We start from the raw sequence: 13596 nt of genomic DNA, 5'->3' as shown, positions 1-13596 counted from the left end.
CCATCAGTCAGTCGGTCGGTCGCCGTGTCGTTGCCCACCGTCGCACACCCGCCGTGCCGGGCGCCCTATCGCGGCAGCGTCGCCGGGCTGCCGCCGTTCGCCTCGTAGCCGGCCACCGCCAGGGCCCGGTACACGGTGTACTCGGCTGCCGGGTCGGAGCTCTCCGTCCACGGCAGCGCGCCCACGTGGCCGTCGATGTGGACGAACTGGTTCATCGCCTCCGACCAGCGCTCCATCCGGACCAGGAAGAGGACCAGCAGGTGGCGGGCGTGGGCGAGCATCGGGTCGTCCGGGCGGGCCGAGTGGACCGCGTACAGGGCGCCCTCGACCGCCTTGGTCACCGACTGGCTCTGGTAGAAGCCCCGCACCAGGTTGACCTCGGGCAGGTGCTCGTACAGCGCGAAGAGCGGGAGCGCGGCCAGCAGCGATCCCTGCGGGGCGCGGGCCGCGGCCGAGGTGGCGAAGCGGTCGGCCTCCTCCCGGGAGCCGTGCCACTTCTCGCACCAGAAGTGCAGCGCCGCGATGTGCGCGCCCATGTGCGCGGGCGCCCGGTCGATGATCTTCGCCCAGAGCTGGTCGAACTCCTCGTGGGAGTAGCCGAGCCCGCGGGCCGCCGCCAGCTCCACCAGGTACGGCACCGGGTCGCCCGGGGCCAGCAGGGCCGCCTCGCCGACGACCGTACGGGCCTCCTCCAGGATGATCCGGAAGTCGTCCGTGCCGACGGTGGAGGAACGCCAGGCCTGCTGGACCAGGAACTCGGCGTGCACGGCCGCGCCGCCCGCGTCCTTCGGGGACTCGGCCCGCCACTTGCGCAGCCACGCCCCGCCCTCGCCCGGCCGCTGCGCCAGCTCCAGCGAGGCTGCCCCGGCGAACGCCTGTACCCGCTGCCACCGCACCTCGCCCTCCTTCGGCGTCCCGGACAGCAGCTGGGACGCGGCCCGCCACTCCTGGGTGCCCTGGACGACATCGAGGACGTCCAGGAGGTCCTGGTCGGGGCCGGGCATCCGGATGTCCAGCTCCTCCTGGCGCGCGAAGCCGTAGGTGTCCGGGTCCGCGGCGTCCGGGGAACCGGGCGCCACCTGCCGGATACCGCCGCGGCGCCGCAGCAGGTAGGGGCCGGCGACGGCGGCGAGCAGGCACAGCGCGAGCAGGAACCAGAGAATCTCCATGCCCCCATTGTCCCCGGACGGCCCCGGTGCTCAGTGAGCGCCCTCGTGACGAACTACGCTCGGGCCCCATGAGCGACCAGCACAGCTTCGAGACTCTCGCGATCCACGCGGGAAACACCGCCGATCCCCTCACCGGCGCTGTTGTTCCGCCCATTTACCAGGTGTCCACGTACAAGCAGGACGGCGTGGGCGGGCTGCGCGGCGGCTACGAGTACAGCCGCAGCGCCAACCCGACGCGCACCGCACTGGAGGAGAACCTGGCGGCCCTGGAGGGCGGCCGCCGCGGGCTCGCCTTCGCGTCCGGTCTGGCCGCCGAGGACTGCCTGCTCCGTACACTGCTGACGCCCGGCGACCACGTGGTCATCCCGAACGACGCCTACGGCGGCACGTTCCGGCTGTTCGCGAAGGTCGCCTCGCGCTGGGGCGTGGAGTTCTCGGTCGCGGACACCTCGGACGTGGCGGCGGTACGCGCCGCGATCCAGCCGCGCACCAAGGCGATCTGGGTGGAGACCCCCTCCAACCCGCTGCTCGGCATCACCGACATCGCGGCCGTCGCCGGTGTCGCCCGCTCGGCGGGTGCGCGGCTGGTCGTCGACAACACCTTCGCCAGCCCCTACCTCCAGCAGCCGCTCGCGCTGGGCGCCGATGTGGTGGTGCACTCCACCACCAAGTACATGGGCGGCCACTCTGACGTCGTCGGCGGCGCGCTGATCGTCAACGACCCGGAACTCGCGGAGGAGTTGGCGTACCACCAGAACGCGATGGGCGCCGTCGCCGGCCCCTTCGACGCCTGGCTGGTGCTGCGCGGCATCAAGACCCTCGCCGTCCGGATGGACCGGCACACCGAGAACGCCACCAAGGTCGCCGACCTGCTGACCCGGCACGCCAAGGTCACCCACGTCCTGTACCCGGGACTGCCCGACCACCCGGGGCACGAGGTCGCCGCCAAGCAGATGAAGGCGTTCGGCGGCATGGTGTCGTTCCGGGTCGCGGGCGGCGAGAGCGCGGCGGTCGACGTCTGCAACCGGGCGAAGCTCTTCACGCTCGGTGAGTCCCTCGGCGGCGTCGAGTCGCTGCTTGAGCACCCGGGCCGGATGACGCACGCCTCGGCGGCCGGATCGCCCCTGGAGGTCCCCGCCGACCTGGTCAGGCTCTCCGTCGGCATCGAGAACGGCGACGACCTGCTGGCCGACCTGACGCAGGCGCTCGGCTAGGGTCTTTCGTTTGGATCAGGCCGGATCAGGGAGCGGTGTCCGGTGCGTGCGGCTGCAAGGCGGAGGAGGGAGTGAATGCGGAGCATTGGCGACCGACGACAACGCCGCAGATGTGCGTGCCGGACACCGCGAGCCCGGCGTGATCCAAACGAGAGGCCCTAGGCGTGTCCCGAGTGTCCCGTCCGCGTGGCGACGCCTGGCACTCCACGGCGCGCGGGCACTCCTGGGGCGGGGCCGGAATTCCGGCCCCGCCCCGGTGCGTCGGACCCGTCTCAGACGGTGGCCCGCTCGTCCTCCAGCATGGCCCGGACCTGCTCACGCAGTTCGGGGCCGTCGGCGTGCTCGTGGACGGAGACGGCGTGCTCCGTCGCAGCCCGCACGACTTCGTCCTCCTCGCCGGAGATGGTCAGCGAGCAGTTCGACTCGCTCGGATACTTGCGACAGTCAGCGGTCTTCCTGGTCATGACGGCCTTCCGGGCCGGTCCTGTCTGGCGCCGGCCGCTTCCCTCCAGGATAGATCCGGCACGGCCCACCGGCCGGGGCTACCAGCCGCCCAGCGGCGGCGTCGTCTCGGCCGGCGGCGCCTGCCAGGGCTGGACCATCAGCGCCCACACCGTGAACACCGCCACCGCGGCGATCAGCGCCAGCAGCCCCAGCCGGCGCAGCGCCCGCCGCCGGCGCAGCACCCGGCCGCCGAGCTCCGCCGCCCGTTCCGCCAGATCGGCGGGCACCTGCGGATGCGGTCCCTCCAGCATCCGCCGGACCTCGTCCTCCTTGCGGCCGGCCCCGCTCATGACGTGGCCTCCCGCCGGACGGTGGGGCCGCGGGTGCCGCGCAGTGTGGCCACCGAGCGGTTGCAGATCGCGCGGATCCGGTCCGCGGGCAGTCCGAGCAGCGCCGCGGTCTGCTCCTCGGGGACGCCCTCGTGCAGCCGCAGCACCAGGACCAGCCGTTCCTGCGGGGTCAGCCCGTCCAGCAGCCCGCCGCGCGGGTGGTGGTGGCGCCAGGCCTCCCGCGCGAACCGGCCCGCCAGCTCCTGCCGGGTGCGGTCGTACGGGTCCTCGCCGTGCAGCCGGTCCCAGTCCGCGTACGTGCGTGCCAGCGCGGCCGTCAGCAGCCGCAGCGCGCGCTCGTTGGCACCCGGCGGCCGGGCGGGTTCGGCGGTGAGCAGGGTGGCGGCGTGCAGCAGCCGGCCGGCCGCGCCCGCCACGAAGGCCTCGAACTCCTGGGCGCGGCGCCGCTGTCGGCCCGCCTGGCGCTCTCGCACCCTGTTATCCGAGCGCTCCACGGGCCCCCGGTCAAGGCCTGGGTACGGTCCCGGTTCCGGACCGCCCCGATCCGCCGGGGCGTCCTATTCAGCGGCGGGCGGCTGGTTCGCGCTCTGCCGGGCGGCCAGCGCCGCGTTGAAGCGGGTGAGCAGCGCGCAGAACGTGTCCCGCTCCTCCGCGTCCCAGTCGCCCGTCACCTGGGACATCAGCTCGCGCCGCGAGGCCCGGACCTCGTCCAGGCGGGCCTGGCCGCGCGGGGAGAGCTGGAGCACGACCGCCCGGCCGTCCTCCGGGTGCGAGGTCCGCTTGACCAGGCCGGTGTCCACGAGCGGCGCGACCTGCCGGGTCACAGTCGAGGAGTCGATCCCCATCCCGGCGGCCAGCGCCTTCACGCCCATCGGGCCTTCCCGGTCCAGCCGGTTGAGCAGCAGGTACGCGGCCCGGTCCATGGAGTTGCGCACCTGGCCGACACCGCCGAGGCGGGTCTGCTCGGCACGGCGGGCGAAGACCGCCACCTGGTGCTGCAGGGCGTCGAGGAGGTGGTCGGGACCCGGGTTCTCCGGGGCTGCGCCCCCGGAAGGAGACGCGGCAGTCGTCATGTCCTGAGGGGGCATGGCCTGGGGCTCTCTTCGTGCGGTGTCGGATGGGTGGGGGACAGAGTACGCGGCCCCGGGGCAACGCGTACCAGCGCTGCACAAACCTGCGGACATCGGCGCAGGACGGCATCCTCGCGGCGGCCGCCACCCCCGCCGGCTGCAAGACTTGCGGTATGAACTTCCCGCCGGCCACCCAGTTCCCCCCGCTGATCCTCGACGACATCAAGGGGGCGCAGAAGATGCTCTCCGGTGTCTCCAGGGTCACCGCCATGGAGGGCAGCCGCCATCTCACCGAGCTGGTGGGCGCTCCCGTCCAGTTCAAGTGCGAGAACCTGCAGCGGACCGGCTCGTTCAAACTGCGGGGCGCCTACGTACGGATCGCCGGGCTCTCCCCGGTGGAACGGGCGGCGGGCGTGGTGGCCGCGAGCGCCGGGAACCACGCGCAGGGTGTCGCGCTGGCGTCCGCGCTGCTCGGCGTACGGTCGACGGTCTTCATGCCGGTCGGGGCGCCGCTGCCCAAGGTCGCCGCGACGCGCGAGTACGGGGCACAGGTGCGGCTGCACGGCCAGGTCGTCGACGAGACGCTGGCGGCGGCGCAGGAGTACGCGGAGCGGACCGGCGCGGTCTTCATCCACCCCTTCGACCACCCGGACATCATCGCCGGCCAGGGCACGGTGGGGCTGGAGATCCTGGAGCAGTGCCCCGAGGTGCGCACCATCGTCGTCGGGATCGGCGGCGGCGGCCTCGCCGCGGGGATCGCGGTGGCGGTGAAGGCGGTCCGGCCCGACGTGCGGATCGTCGGTGTGCAGGCGGCGGGCGCCGCCGCCTACCCGCCCTCGCTGGCCGCCGGCCGCCCGGTGTCGATCGGCTCGCTCCAGACGATGGCGGACGGCATGAAGGTGGGGCGCCCCGGCGATGTCCCGTTCCCGCTGATCAGGGACTTGGTCGACGAGGTCCGTACGGTCTCCGAGGACGAGCTCTCCAGCGCGCTGCTGCTCTGCCTTGAGCGGGCGAAGATGGTCGTGGAGCCGGCCGGGGCGAGCCCGGTGGCCGCCCTGCTGAGCGACCCGAAGTCGTTCCGCGGGCCGGTGGTGGCGCTGCTCTCCGGCGGCAACGTGGACCCGCTGCTGATGCAGCGCATCCTGACCCGCGGCATGTCGGCGGCCGGCCGCTACCTGAGCCTGCGGCTGCGGCTGACGGACCGGCCCGGCGCGCTGGCGACGATGCTCGGCGTGCTCTCGGTGGCCGACGCGAACGTCCTGGACGTGAGCCACGTGCGGACCGACCCCCACCTCGGCCTCACCGAGGCCGAGGTGGAGCTGCATCTGGAGACGAAGGGCCCGGAGCACTGCGAGGAGGTCGCGGCGGCGCTGCGCGACGCGGGGTACCTCGTACTGAACTGAACACCTTGTGTATCGCGATGTATCGCGTTACTGTGCCATCGCCTGGCCCGTCGGTGTACACGCGTTCGCTTCGGGTGTTCGCCGGGCAAGAGGGGACGGGCAAATCTAGGATCTGTGAGGAAGCCACCCAAACGCACCGGGGGAGCCCCATATGCCAGGCGCCATCTACGCCGAAGGTCTGGTGAAGACCTTCGGCGACGTACGAGCACTCGGGGGTGTTGATCTCGACGTTCCCGAAGGCACCGTCCTCGGACTTCTCGGCCCCAACGGGGCCGGCAAGACGACCGCCGTGCGCGTCCTGACGACGCTGCTCATGCCCGACAGCGGCAGCGCCTTCGTCGCGGGCATCGACGTACTGAAGAGACCCAACGAGGTACGGCGCTCGATCGGGCTCTCCGGCCAGTTCGCCGCCGTCGACGAATACCTGACCGGCCGCGAGAACCTGCAGATGGTCGGCCAGCTCTACCAGATGAGCCGGCGCGACGCGAAGGTCCGGGCGGCGGAGCTGCTGGAGCGGTTCAACCTGGCCGACGCGGCGGACCGGCCCGCCAAGACGTACTCCGGCGGTATGCGCCGTCGCCTCGACCTGGCGGCGGCGCTCGTCGTCTCCCCGCCGGTCATGTTCATGGACGAGCCGACCACCGGCCTCGACCCGCGCAACCGGCAGCAGCTCTGGGAGGTCATCGAGGAACTCGTGGCAGGCGGCACGACACTGCTGCTGACCACGCAGTACCTGGAGGAGGCCGACCGCCTCGCCCACGACATCTGTGTGATCGACCACGGCCTGGTCATCGCCCGCGGCACCTCCGACCAGCTCAAGGCCCGCACCGGCGGCGAGCGCGTCGAGGTCGTCGTCCACCAGCCCGACCAGATCGACCCCGCCCGCGCGGTCCTGGCCGGCCTGGGCAAGGGCGAGGTCGCCGTCGTCCCGCACATGCGGAAACTGACCGTCCCGGTCGACGGCGGAGCCAAGCTCCTCGCCGAGATCATCCGCGACCTCGACAGCCGAGGCGTGGAGATCGACGACATCGGGCTGCGCCGCCCCACCCTGGACGACGTGTTCATCTCCCTCACCGGCCATGTCGCCGAACAGGAGAAGAACGAAGGCGGCGGTGCGGACGAACAGGCCGAGGCCGCCGGATCGGAGGCCGTGAAGTGAGCGCCCTCAGCGATGCGGCCCCCACCCGCGCCCCCCGGGCGAGCGGCGGCATCGGACAGTCCGTCCGGGACTCGCTGGTCATCGCCCAGCGAAACCTGATCCGCATGACCCGGATTCCCGAGATGATCCTCTTCGGGATCATCCAGCCGGTCATGTTCGTGGTGCTGTTCACCTACGTATTCGGCGGCTCGATCGCCATCCCGGGCGCGGGCGTCAGTGCCGGTGCCTACAAGGAATTCCTGATGGCCGGCATCTTCGCGCAGACCGTCACCTTCGCCACCGCGGGCGCCGGCGCGGGCATCGCGGACGACATGCACAAGGGGCTCATCGACCGGTTCAGGTCGCTGCCCATGGCGCGGGGCGCGGTGCTGACCGGGCGCACCCTGGCCGACCTGGTGCAGACGGCCATCACGCTCGCGGTACTCGCGGCCGTCGCCCTGCTCGTGGGCTGGCGCACCCACGAGAGCATCGGCGAGGTGCTCGCGGGCTTCGGCCTGCTCCTGCTCCTCGGCTACGCGTTCACCTGGATCGGCGCCCTGATCGGCCTCTCCGTCCGCACCCCGGAGGCGGCCACCTCGGGCGGTCTGATCTGGCTGTTCCCGCTGACCTTCATCTCGAACGCGTTCGTTCCGGTCAACGGCATGCCGAGGTTCCTGCAGTACGTCGCCGAGTGGAACCCGTTCAGCGCCACGGTGGCCGCGGCCCGCCAGCTGTTCGGCAACACGATCGAGGGCGTCCCGAAGTCCGTGACGGGGGCCTGGCCGATGGAACACCCCATCTGGGCGTCGCTGATCTGGTCCGTGCTGATCATCGTGTTCTTCCGGACCCTGGCGGTGCGCAAGTACCGCTCGGTCGCTGTCTGAGCCCGCAGTACGCGCGAGAGCCCCGGCCGCTTGCGGCCGGGGCTCTCGTTCTCTGCCCGCTGTTCTCTGCCGGGCTGTGCGGATCAGCCGGAGTACGGCTTCGCCGAAAGGATCTTCACCGTGGCGGTCTTGCCGTTCGGCAGCTCGTAGTCCGCGGTCTCGCCCATCTTCTTGCCGTTCACGCCCACCCCGAGCGGGGACTGCGGGGAGTACGTCTCGATGTCCGCGCTCGCGTACTCACGGGAGGCCAGGAGGAAGGTCGTCGTATCGTCGTCATCGCCGTCGAAGGCGATCGTCACGACCATGCCGGGCTCGACCACACCGTCGTCGGCCGGCGCCTCGCCGACCTTCGCGTGCTCCAGGAGCTGGGTCAGCTGGCGCACCCGGAGCTCCATCTTGCCCTGCTCCTCCTTGGCCGCGTGGTACCCGCCGTTCTCACGCAGGTCCCCCTCCTCACGGGCCGCCGCGATCTTTACGGCGATCTCCGTGCGCGCGGGACCAGACAGGTACTCCAGCTCGGCCTTGAGCTGGTTGTACGCCTCCTGCGTGAGCCAGGTGACGTTTTCGCTGGTCTGGGTCACAGGGTGCTCCTCGTCGGTACTGGGAATACAAAGCATCGCCCTACCCCGAAGCATGCGCTTCCACGGGTGGGCGAAACCACGAGCCTAACAATTCGCCGGGAAAAGGGGGAGAAGGATACTGACCGATCCTGTCGAGCCGCAGGTCAGCGGCGTCAAGAGCGGGTCAGGACGTGCGTGCGCCGGTCAACCCGACGCCCCGTCGTCGTCCGTGCAGCCCAGCAGCTCGACGCTGGTCGCCCTGGACGTCGTACGCAGCGAGAGGACGCGGTCGATCCGGTCGGTCCTCTCGTCGAAACGGAAGTCCTTGCGGGCGACGTCGGTGCCGTCCTCGCGCTGCGAGCGGATCGTGCAGTAGCCCTTGGCGTCCGGGTCCTTTCGGACCTCCAGATGCACCTCGACCCGGGAGTCCGAGACGACCTTGAACTTGATCACCTCGGCGCTGACACCCTGGCCCGAGACGTAGTCGTAGCCGATCCAGCCGATCACGCCGAGCAGGGCAACGCCCAGCACCGAGCCGATGATCTTGAGTTTGCGGTCCGCACGCTGGTCCGCGGAGCGGCCGTAGCGGTTCTCGGGGGGCGCCTCGCGCACCGCGGTCATGATCGTTCCTCCCGTGCCGGGGATCGAAGGAATTTTCCGCCCCCCGGTTCGGTCACTATAGAAGCCTCCACCCGCCACCCGACCGCCACCCCACACCGACGTCCCTGCGGGACGGCACCTGATGGCGACCGAATCACTGAGGAACGAGTCTTGACTGAGCAGCTTCGACTGATGGCCGTGCACGCCCACCCCGACGACGAGTCGAGCAAGGGCGCGGCCACCATGGCCAAGTACGTGTCCGAGGGGGTGGACGTGCTGGTGGTCACCTGCACGGGCGGTGAGCGCGGCTCCATCCTCAATCCGAAACTCCAGGGTGACGCGTACATCGAGGAGAACATCCACGAGGTGCGCCGGAAGGAGATGGACGAGGCCCGCGAGATCCTGGGCGTCAAGCAGGAGTGGCTCGGCTTCGTCGACTCCGGACTGCCCGAGGGCGACCCGCTGCCGCCGCTGCCCGAGGGCTGCTTCGCGCTGGAGGACGAGGAGACGGCGGCGGGGCGTCTCGTCGCGAAGATCCGCGCGTTCCGGCCGCAGGTCATCACCACGTACGACGAGAACGGGGGCTACCCGCACCCCGACCACATCATGACCCACACGGTCTCCATGATCGCCTTCGAGGGCGCGGCCGACGCCGAGAGGTTCCCCGAGGCGGAGTACGGCCCGGTCTGGGCGCCGCAGAAGCTCTACTACAACCAGGGCTTCAACAAGCCGCGCACGGTGGCCCTGCACGAGGCGCTGCTGGCCCGCGGCCTGGAGTCCCCGTACGAGGACTGGCTGAAGCGCTGGAAGGAGTTCGAGCGCGCCGAACGCACGCTGACCACGCATGTTCCGTGCGCGGACTTCTTCGAGATCCGCGACAAGGCGCTGATCGCGCACGCGACGCAGATCGATCCGGACGGCGGCTGGTTCCGGGTTCCGATGGACATCCAGCAGGAGGTCTGGCCGACCGAGGAGTACGAGCTGGCGAAGTCTCTCGTCGATACCTCCCTCCCCGAGAGCGACCTCTTCGCGGGCATCCGCGACAATGCCTGATATGTACGCGACTCAGGCACTGCCGCACCTCGTCCCGCTCGCCGAGGAACTGGACAAGAACAAGGTGACCCCCGGGGTCCTCGGCTTCATCGTCTTCGCCGCGCTCGCCGTCGGCGTGTGGCTGCTGATGAAGTCCATGAACCGGCACATGGGGAAGGTCGACTTCGAGGAGGCCCCGGAGGCTCCGGGGACAGCGCAGGCGTCCGGCGCCTCGCGGTCCCCGGGCTCCGCGAAGCGGAAGTAGCGGCGGGACAGCGGGGACGGGCGGGGCGGCACCGGGGCCCGGTGGCCGCTCCGCCACCGAGCGGCGGGCGGGCTGAGGGGTGCTCTCAATCGCCGGGCGGGCTCGGGTTGGCCGGGCGGGCCTGGCACGGCCGGCCGGTTCACGGCCTCGCCGGAACCGCGACGCCCATGATCTCCCGGGCATGGCGGGTCGGGGTCAGGCCCAGCCGCCAGGCCTGCCAGCCGTCCTCCAGGTCGACTCCCCGGTTCAGGACCACCCGGAACGCCTCCGCGCACTCCTCCAGCTTGCCGTCCCGGGTGGGGTGGCCGGCCGCGGCCAGGTCGGCGAGCTCCTGCTGGGCCACCACCGTGCCCACCTCGATGCCGCCCGGGGACGCGTACGGCAGCAGCGTGCAGCGCAGGAAGCGGGCCCAGTCCGCGCCGCGCCCGTCCCCGTACGAGTCGAACAGCTCGGCCGCCTCGCCGCACAGGTCCAGCGCCTGCGGCGCGCGATGGTTGCCCGCGTCGATCAGGGCCAGCTCCAGACACGTCCAGGCCTCCCCGTGGGCGACCCCGATCCGCCGGAAGTCGGCCCGCGCGTCCGCCAGGAGCTGGCGGGCGAACCCGGAGTTGCGCAGGTTGCCCGTCTGGGCGGCCCGCTGGTCGCGGGTGACCCGGCCCGAGTGGTGCCGGGCGCAGGCCAGCCCGTACACGTCCCGCATCCGGGAGAACATCGTGCGCGACCGCTCCAGCTGCCGCACCGCAGAATCGGTCTCGCCGCTCTCCTCCAGGGACTGGCCCAGGTAGTAGAGCGTCCACGCCTCGCCCCGCGCGTCCTCGTTGTCGCGGTGCCGGGACAGCGCGGCGTTCAGCTGCTCGACCGCGGGGACCGGATCGCCGTCCAGCAGCCGGGCGCGGGCCAGCTGGGTCAGCGCCCAGGCCTCGCCGCGCTCGTCACGGGTGCGCCCGTACAGATCCAGGGCCGTACGCAGCGCGAGCTCGGCCCGCTCCACATCGCCCATCCGCAGGAGCACCTGACCCAGCTGGAACTGCGTCCACGCCTCCCCGTGCAGCGACTCGCCCTCGCGGTGCAGGACCAGCGCGGTGTCCAGCAGCGCCAGCGCCTCGGCCGGGTGGGCCCGGTCGCGCTCCACCGCGGCCAGCGCGTGCATCGACCAGGCCCGGTCCGCGGCCTGGGCCTCGGAGGTCTGCAGTTCCAGCGCCTCCCGCAGCCGCGCCGCCGCCTCCCTCAGATTGCCCTGGTGGTGCAGGGTGATGCCGAGCGAACAGAGCGCCAGCGCCGTACCCGAGTCGTTCTGCGCCTCGCGGTACAGGCCGACGACGGAGGACAGCGTGGTGCGGGCCTTGTCCAGCTCGCCCAGCTGACGGGCCGCGATCCCGGTCCGCCACTGCACCGACCGCTCCAGCAGTCCCTGGTCGACGGCTTGCGTCAACTCGCTGATCTCGCCCAGGCGGTAGAGGTCGCCGCGCAGCAGGCAGTAGTCGCACAGCGCGCCCAGCAGATCGAGCACCGCCGCCTGGTCGACGCCCTCGGCGTGCCGCAGCGCGGAGGTGATGAAGCTCGACTCCTCGTCCAGCCAGCGCAGCGCCGCGTCCAGCGAGGTGAAGCCGTGCGGGCCGAACTGCCCGGCCCGGGTGGACATCTTGCCGTCCACCATCCGGATCACCGCACCGGCCAGCTCCGCGTAGTTCACGATCAGCCGCTCCTGGGCGGCGGTGCGCTCGGCCGGCTCCTCCTCGTCGAGCAGCCGGGCCAGGGCGAAGCCCCGCACCAGGTCGTGCAGCCGGTAGCGGGAGCCGCGCACGTGGTCCAGCAGCCCGGCCCCGGCCAGGGCGGTCAGCAGCCGCCCGGCCTCCTGCTCGTCGGCCGAGAGCAGCGCGGCGGCGGCCGCCGCGCCCAGACTGGCCCGCCCGGCCAGCGCGAGCCGCCGCAGCAGCCGCCGCGCCGGCTCGGACTGGTCGGTGTACCGCAGCCACAGTGCCCGCTCGACCGGCGTCACCGGTCCGTACGCGCCGAGATCGGCGGCCAGCGCGCTCGGGCCGCGCTCCCCGAGCGAGGAACCCGCGATCCGCAGCGCCAGCGGCAGCCCGCCGCACAGTTCGGTGATCGCCTCGGTGGACGGGTAGTCGTACGGCCCCGGGGCCTCGTTCTGGGAGGCCTCGCGCAGCAGCTCCTCCGCGCCCGCCGGGTCCAGCGCCCCGACCTCCAGCTGGTACACCCACGCCTGGAGGGACCCGGGCAGGTCGAGCGGCTCGCGGGCGGTGACCAGGACGAGGCTGTCGGAACGCTCCGGGACCAGGGTGCGGACCTGCTCCGCGTCGCCGGCGTCGTCGAGGACGACCGTCACCGGCGTCCCGGTCAGGTGCTGGTGGTACAACTCGCTCAGCCTGCGCACCTGTTGCTCGGCGGACGACCCCGCCGACCGTCCTGCGGAGCCCCCGTCCCGGAACAGCAGCTGCTCGCGCGGCGCGCCCAGCCGGTTCAGCAGGTGGAGCAGTGCGTCCCGGGTCGGCAGCGGCGGCTCGCCGTCCGCGCCGCCGCGCAGGTCCACCACGCACGCGCCCCGGAACTGGTCCTTGAGGTCATGGGCCGCCCGCACGGCCAGCGTGGTGCGCCCGGCGCCCGGCGGGCCGTGCAGCACGACCACGGTGGGCTTCGTCTCCGTCGACGCACGGGCCGCGTGCACCCACTGGGCGATCCGGGCCAGCTCCGCCCGGCGGCCGGCGAACTTGGCCTCCGGTGAGGGGAGATGGCCGAACGACTGCTCCAGGAGCGAGCGCATCCGCGCCGCCGCACTGCGGTCCCCGCCGCGCAGGGCCGGCGCGGTGCGGGCCTTGACGGCGGCGGCCTTCTTCGCCGGGGTGCGCGAGGAGGCGGTCAGCATCCGCTGCTGGTCGAGGAACGGGCGGATGCCCCGTACCTCCAGTGCCGTCAGCCACTGGAGCCGCAACTGCTCGGTCCCGCCCGGCTGTCCGAGTGCCCCCGCCCGGCGCGATGCGGCCGGCCAGTGCGCGGCGGTGACCTTGGCGACGGTCGCGGTGGCGCCCGCGACGGCGACGACGGCTCCCGCGCCGAGCGCCAGACCCGACGCCGTACCGAGCGCCAGGTCCGCCCCGAAGGCGGCCGTGGCGGCAACGCCCGTCACCAGCAGCGGGGTTCCCAGCGCCGCCCGGTTGAACTTCTGTTTCCCGGCCGTCTCGGCGTCCAGCGCCTGGACGTACGAGGCGTACTCCTCGGCCGCCCCCGCGGCCATGGAGTCCAGGGCGCCCCGCGCCCGCGTCATCAGCACGTCGGAGTCCGTCCGGCCGCCGGTGCGCCTGGCCTCCTCCTCCACGGCCCGTACCAACAGCCTTTCGGCATCCGCGCGATGGCTGTCCCGCATGTGTGTCCCCCTCCGGATACGGCGACCGCCCCAGGCTCGGCGGCCGTCGCCGCCAAGTGTCCTGCCTGGGGTCCGTCAGCGCGAG

Annotated in this window: 14 protein-coding genes; 6 read left to right on the top strand and 8 right to left on the bottom strand. The window is 72.3% G+C overall.

The annotated features are described in order from the left end of the window. Positions 1-65: 65 nt before the first annotated feature. Positions 66-1169 carry a hypothetical protein gene (locus ACGFU6_RS13385; protein WP_393610501.1) on the bottom strand — a complete coding sequence of 368 codons (1104 nt, stop codon included), beginning with the start codon at positions 1167-1169 and terminating at the stop codon, positions 66-68. A 68-nt stretch (positions 1170-1237) separates the two neighbouring features. Here ACGFU6_RS13385 and ACGFU6_RS13380 point away from each other — a divergent pair, with 68 nt between their 5' ends. Beyond that, complete coding sequence (locus ACGFU6_RS13380) at positions 1238-2383, top strand: cystathionine gamma-synthase (RefSeq protein ID WP_393610499.1); 1146 nt, start codon at positions 1238-1240, stop codon at positions 2381-2383. Between the two features lie 272 nt (positions 2384-2655). Here ACGFU6_RS13380 and ACGFU6_RS13375 read toward each other — a convergent pair whose 3' ends face one another. The 4 genes from ACGFU6_RS13375 to ACGFU6_RS13360 all read right to left on the bottom strand — a co-directional run bounded on the left by ACGFU6_RS13375 (position 2656) and on the right by ACGFU6_RS13360 (position 4265). Next, the gene (locus tag ACGFU6_RS13375; RefSeq protein ID WP_393610497.1) at positions 2656-2847 is read right to left on the bottom strand and encodes a DUF1059 domain-containing protein; all 192 of its coding nucleotides are present in this window, start codon (positions 2845-2847) and stop codon (positions 2656-2658) included. 78 nt (positions 2848-2925) lie between these two features. Further along, a complete protein-coding gene (locus ACGFU6_RS13370; protein WP_393610495.1) occupies positions 2926-3177 on the bottom strand; it encodes a hypothetical protein in 252 nt (83 codons plus the stop codon). Continuing rightward, positions 3174-3650: a sigma factor-like helix-turn-helix DNA-binding protein gene (locus ACGFU6_RS13365; RefSeq protein ID WP_393610493.1), complete on the bottom strand. Its 477-nt coding sequence runs from the start codon at positions 3648-3650 to the stop codon at positions 3174-3176. The genes ACGFU6_RS13370 and ACGFU6_RS13365 overlap by 4 nt, the downstream gene beginning before the upstream one ends. 84 nt (positions 3651-3734) lie before the next feature. Then, entirely contained in the window at positions 3735-4265 is a 531-nt protein-coding gene (locus ACGFU6_RS13360) for a MarR family winged helix-turn-helix transcriptional regulator (protein ID WP_123523929.1), read from the bottom strand. 155 nt (positions 4266-4420) lie between these two features. Between ACGFU6_RS13360 and ilvA the strand changes: the two genes are divergently transcribed. The 3 genes from ilvA to ACGFU6_RS13345 all read left to right on the top strand — a co-directional run bounded on the left by ilvA (position 4421) and on the right by ACGFU6_RS13345 (position 7672). Beyond that, positions 4421-5650, top strand: coding sequence for a threonine ammonia-lyase (ilvA, locus tag ACGFU6_RS13355; protein WP_393610491.1), 1230 nt, complete (start codon positions 4421-4423; stop codon positions 5648-5650). 151 nt (positions 5651-5801) lie between these two features. After that, positions 5802-6809: an ATP-binding cassette domain-containing protein gene (locus ACGFU6_RS13350; RefSeq protein WP_393610489.1), complete on the top strand. Its 1008-nt coding sequence runs from the start codon at positions 5802-5804 to the stop codon at positions 6807-6809. Next, positions 6806-7672, top strand: coding sequence for an ABC transporter permease (locus ACGFU6_RS13345; RefSeq protein WP_393610487.1), 867 nt, complete (start codon positions 6806-6808; stop codon positions 7670-7672). The genes ACGFU6_RS13350 and ACGFU6_RS13345 overlap by 4 nt, the downstream gene beginning before the upstream one ends. Before the next feature lie 83 nt (positions 7673-7755). Here ACGFU6_RS13345 and greA read toward each other — a convergent pair whose 3' ends face one another. Both greA and ACGFU6_RS13335 read right to left on the bottom strand, forming a co-directional pair. Next, on the bottom strand, positions 7756-8253 hold the full coding sequence (gene greA / locus ACGFU6_RS13340) for a transcription elongation factor GreA (protein WP_024488974.1): 498 nt from the start codon (positions 8251-8253) through the stop codon (positions 7756-7758). A gap of 183 nt (positions 8254-8436) precedes the next feature. Further along, the gene (locus ACGFU6_RS13335) at positions 8437-8853 is read right to left on the bottom strand and encodes a DUF4307 domain-containing protein (protein WP_393610485.1); all 417 of its coding nucleotides are present in this window, start codon (positions 8851-8853) and stop codon (positions 8437-8439) included. Between the two features lie 150 nt (positions 8854-9003). On the opposite strand from ACGFU6_RS13335, the gene mca reads away from it, so the two are divergent. Beyond that, the gene (gene mca, locus ACGFU6_RS13330) at positions 9004-9885 is read left to right on the top strand and encodes a mycothiol conjugate amidase Mca (RefSeq protein WP_393610483.1); all 882 of its coding nucleotides are present in this window, start codon (positions 9004-9006) and stop codon (positions 9883-9885) included. A 1-nt stretch (position 9886) separates the two neighbouring features. Further along, positions 9887-10129: a hypothetical protein gene (locus ACGFU6_RS13325; protein WP_393610481.1), complete on the top strand. Its 243-nt coding sequence runs from the start codon at positions 9887-9889 to the stop codon at positions 10127-10129. A 139-nt stretch (positions 10130-10268) separates the two neighbouring features. Here the strand turns inward: ACGFU6_RS13325 and ACGFU6_RS13320 are convergent, their stop codons facing one another. Next, complete coding sequence (locus tag ACGFU6_RS13320) at positions 10269-13511, bottom strand: tetratricopeptide repeat protein (RefSeq protein WP_393610480.1); 3243 nt, start codon at positions 13509-13511, stop codon at positions 10269-10271. Positions 13512-13596 lie beyond the last annotated feature (85 nt).

It is taken from the genome of Streptomyces sp. NPDC048462 (genome assembly GCF_043200175.1).
In the GTDB taxonomy this organism is placed as follows: Bacteria; Actinomycetota; Actinomycetes; order Streptomycetales; family Streptomycetaceae; genus Streptomyces.
Note: the sequence above shows the minus strand (reverse complement) of the source record. Positions and strands in the feature narration are given on the sequence as shown.

Bases quoted from the DNA above. Each gene is read 5' to 3' on its own strand.
- ACGFU6_RS13380 (WP_393610499.1), top strand. From the start codon at position 1,238: ATGAGCGACCAGCACAGCTTCGAGACTCTCGCGATCCACGCGGGAAAC.
- ACGFU6_RS13385 (WP_393610501.1), bottom strand. From the start codon at position 1,169: ATGGAGATTCTCTGGTTCCTGCTCGCGCTGTGCCTGCTCGCCGCCGTC.
- ACGFU6_RS13360 (WP_123523929.1), bottom strand. From the start codon at position 4,265: ATGCCCCCTCAGGACATGACGACTGCCGCGTCTCCTTCCGGGGGCGCA.
- ACGFU6_RS13375 (WP_393610497.1), bottom strand. From the start codon at position 2,847: ATGACCAGGAAGACCGCTGACTGTCGCAAGTATCCGAGCGAGTCGAAC.
- ACGFU6_RS13350 (WP_393610489.1), top strand. From the start codon at position 5,802: ATGCCAGGCGCCATCTACGCCGAAGGTCTGGTGAAGACCTTCGGCGAC.
- ilvA (WP_393610491.1), top strand. From the start codon at position 4,421: ATGAACTTCCCGCCGGCCACCCAGTTCCCCCCGCTGATCCTCGACGAC.
- ACGFU6_RS13370 (WP_393610495.1), bottom strand. From the start codon at position 3,177: ATGAGCGGGGCCGGCCGCAAGGAGGACGAGGTCCGGCGGATGCTGGAG.
- ACGFU6_RS13335 (WP_393610485.1), bottom strand. From the start codon at position 8,853: ATGACCGCGGTGCGCGAGGCGCCCCCCGAGAACCGCTACGGCCGCTCC.
- ACGFU6_RS13320 (WP_393610480.1), bottom strand. From the start codon at position 13,511: ATGCGGGACAGCCATCGCGCGGATGCCGAAAGGCTGTTGGTACGGGCC.
- ACGFU6_RS13325 (WP_393610481.1), top strand. From the start codon at position 9,887: ATGTACGCGACTCAGGCACTGCCGCACCTCGTCCCGCTCGCCGAGGAA.